This window comes from Halorubrum sp. AJ67 (assembly GCF_000513435.1).
This window is the reverse complement of sequence record NZ_CBVY010000019.1, coordinates 68,228-70,677: the sequence shown is the minus strand read 5'-3', so window position 1 is coordinate 70,677 and position 2,450 is coordinate 68,228. Positions and strand designations below refer to the sequence as shown.

Below are 2,450 nucleotides of genomic sequence, written 5' to 3'. Positions count from 1 at the left end.
CCCGACGGAGCTGCTCGGCGGCCGTCTCCCGGAACGCTACGTCGTCGCGGTCGGCGGAGGTGGCGTGGAGGACCGCCTTCTCCGCGCCGAGGTCGCCGGCCGCGTTCAGGAGTCGACGCTGGTAGTCGACGATGGCGTCGTTGACCTCGGGGACGTACGTCGCCAGCCGCTGGCCGTACGGGAGGTGGACGAGCAGGTCGCGGCCGTCGAGCGCGTCGCCCAGTCGGTCGGGGTCAATCTCGCCGGGCACGAGCGTCGGCTCGCCGATCCCGAGCTCGCAGAACTCGAACCGCGCCGGCGACGCCGCGAGCCGGTCGAGGTCGTCGCCGACGGTGAGACCGATATCCATGGCGGCGGTGGGTTCGGTGTGCCCTTATAAATGGCGTCGCTGGAGTGGCGACCCTGCCATGATCCGAGTGACTGTTTTGAGATCCCGGTCGTTCAGTACAGGATAAGAAGTTATCATACCTCTTTGCGAACACAATATTTATAATCTGACACGATAGCTCGTGATCAATGGCCGAAAATTCAGTTCCGAAGGTCGTTGTTGAAGAAGATGTTGAAGTAAGTGTGTATGCGCTCGGGTGTGTCGGCGCTATTGCAGCCGCCTACTACACGGGACAGACTGGAGCTTGGGAGCCACTCATGGCGGTCTCTATAGGACTCTCACTTGCCACCCTGTTCGTTACCTCCGAGTCATGAGCAAGCACCCTCCAACGGCTGTCTCAGAGTGAGATAGAATGAAAATAAAACGGCAGCAGGATCGCCTCAGTCGTCGGCGAGCGGGTTGTCGAGGTCGATCTCACCGGCGTCAATCTCGGCCTCGACCTCGCGGACCGCGGTCACCATGTTCTCGGTCTTGCCGTACGCGATATCGCGCGGGAGGAGCTTCAGCCCGCAGTCGGGCGAGATCGTGAGCTTCTCCGGCGGGACGACGCGGAGGCCCTGCCGGATGTTCCGTTTGATCTCCTCGACGGACTCCACCTCGGCGGTGTGGGCGTCGACGACGCCGAGCGCGAGGTCCGGTTCGAGTTCGGGCTCTTCGAGGACGGGAATTTGCTCGTAGTCGCCGTTCGAGAGCTCGATGTCGAACTCGTCGATCGGGTAGTCGTTGACCTCGGGGTACACCCGCGAGTAGTCGCCGTAACAGACGTGGAGGCCGATCCGGACCTCCTCCGGGATGCCGGCGGCGATCCGTTCGAGCGCCTCGCCGACGATGGCGTGGTCCTCCGGCGTCGTCGCCAGCGCCGGCTCGTCGATCTGGATGTAGCGCGCGCCGGCCTCGACCAGCTTCTCGACCTCCTCGTTGACGAGGTCCGCGAGGTCGTAGACCAGCTCCTCGGTCGAGGGGTACGCCTCGTTGAACGCCCAGAATCCGAGGGTGTACGGGCCGGTGATCGGGACCTTGACGGGGCGCTCGGCGACCGAGGACGTGAACTCGAACTCGTCGACCAGCCACGGCTCGTCGTACTCGACCTCCTCGACGACCGACGGCTTGTCGAAGTAGTTGTGGCCCCACACCTTCACGGGGCCGTTGAACTCGTAGCCGTCGATGCGGTCGGCGAAGAACTCCACCATCTCGTTGCGGCGCATCTCGCCGTCGACGACCGTGTCGAGCCCGGCGCGCTCGTGCTCGTGCGTGATGAGCCGACAGGCGTCGTCGTGGGCCTCTTCGAGGTCCGAATCGTCGAACTTCGAGTCCGGGTCGTCGACGAGTTCGTCCGCGCGGTTGAGCCACTTCGGCTTCGGGTACGAGCCGACGACCGTCGAGAGCAGGAACGTGTCGTTCGGATGGTCGTCCGGGCGGAACTGGTCGCGGTTGGCGGCGGGGTTTCGGGCCATCAGTCGAGCACCTCCGTGGCGGCGGCGAGCGTGTTCAGCTTCGCGCGGTACTTGTTGGTCGGCAGGTAGAACAGTTCGGTGTTCGGCGTCAGGTAGGTCCGGTCGAACGCCTCGTTCGGGATCTGCGACTCGAACCACTCGACGCGCTCCGCGATCGTCTCCGGCTCCTCGACGAGCGTGTTCTGCCCGTCGACGAGGCCGAGGGCGAGCGAGTCGGTCGCACCGAACTCCTGAACGTTGTAGACGGTGTCGTCGCGGTCGCCGGCGACCAGATCGAGTCCGAGCGCGTCCGCACCCGCCTCGTCGACGAGGTGGGCGTACAGCTTCTCGCCGAGCGCGCCGTAGGCGGTCTGGACGACCACGTCGGCGTCGGTCGCGTCGGCGACGGTCGCGATCGCGTCGGTCGCCGTCGACTCCTCGCCCTCCGCGGGCGGAGTCGTCACCAGCGACGGCTCCAGCAGGAACAGCGTCTCGTGGGCCGGGAACGCTTCGATTTCCCCGGCGAGGAACTCGGCGATCGCGGCCTGGAACTCGGCCTCGTCGCCGTAGTGGTCGTCGGTCGCCAGCTCCGCGAGCGAGTACGGGCCGGGGAACGTGGCGGCGAGCGG

At 65.7% G+C, this 2,450-nt stretch carries 2 protein-coding genes and 2 pseudogenes; 1 reads left to right on the top strand and 3 read right to left on the bottom strand.

Annotated features, from left to right (window positions below; genetic code table 11):
• Positions 1-349 (bottom strand): annotated as a pseudogene (locus tag BN903_RS13105) (sugar phosphate isomerase/epimerase); the annotation flags it as partial.
• Positions 350-516: 167 nt separating this feature from the next.
• On the opposite strand from BN903_RS13105, the gene BN903_RS16100 reads away from it, so the two are divergent.
• Positions 517-702, top strand: coding sequence for a hypothetical protein (locus tag BN903_RS16100; protein WP_079890681.1), 186 nt, complete (start codon positions 517-519; stop codon positions 700-702).
• Between the two features lie 66 nt (positions 703-768).
• Here BN903_RS16100 and BN903_RS13100 read toward each other — a convergent pair whose 3' ends face one another.
• Complete coding sequence (locus tag BN903_RS13100) at positions 769-1,842, bottom strand: methionine synthase (RefSeq protein WP_048078154.1); 1,074 nt, start codon at positions 1,840-1,842, stop codon at positions 769-771.
• Positions 1,842-2,450: pseudogene (locus BN903_RS13095) on the bottom strand (5-methyltetrahydropteroyltriglutamate--homocysteine methyltransferase); the annotation flags it as partial. The pseudogene BN903_RS13095 and the gene BN903_RS13100, both read right to left, overlap by 1 nt.

Coding starts and splice junctions, on each gene's coding strand:
- BN903_RS16100 (WP_079890681.1), top strand. CDS start 517: ATGGCCGAAAATTCAGTTCCGAAGGTCGTTGTTGAAGAAGATGTTGAA.
- BN903_RS13100 (WP_048078154.1), bottom strand. CDS start 1,842: ATGGCCCGAAACCCCGCCGCCAACCGCGACCAGTTCCGCCCGGACGAC.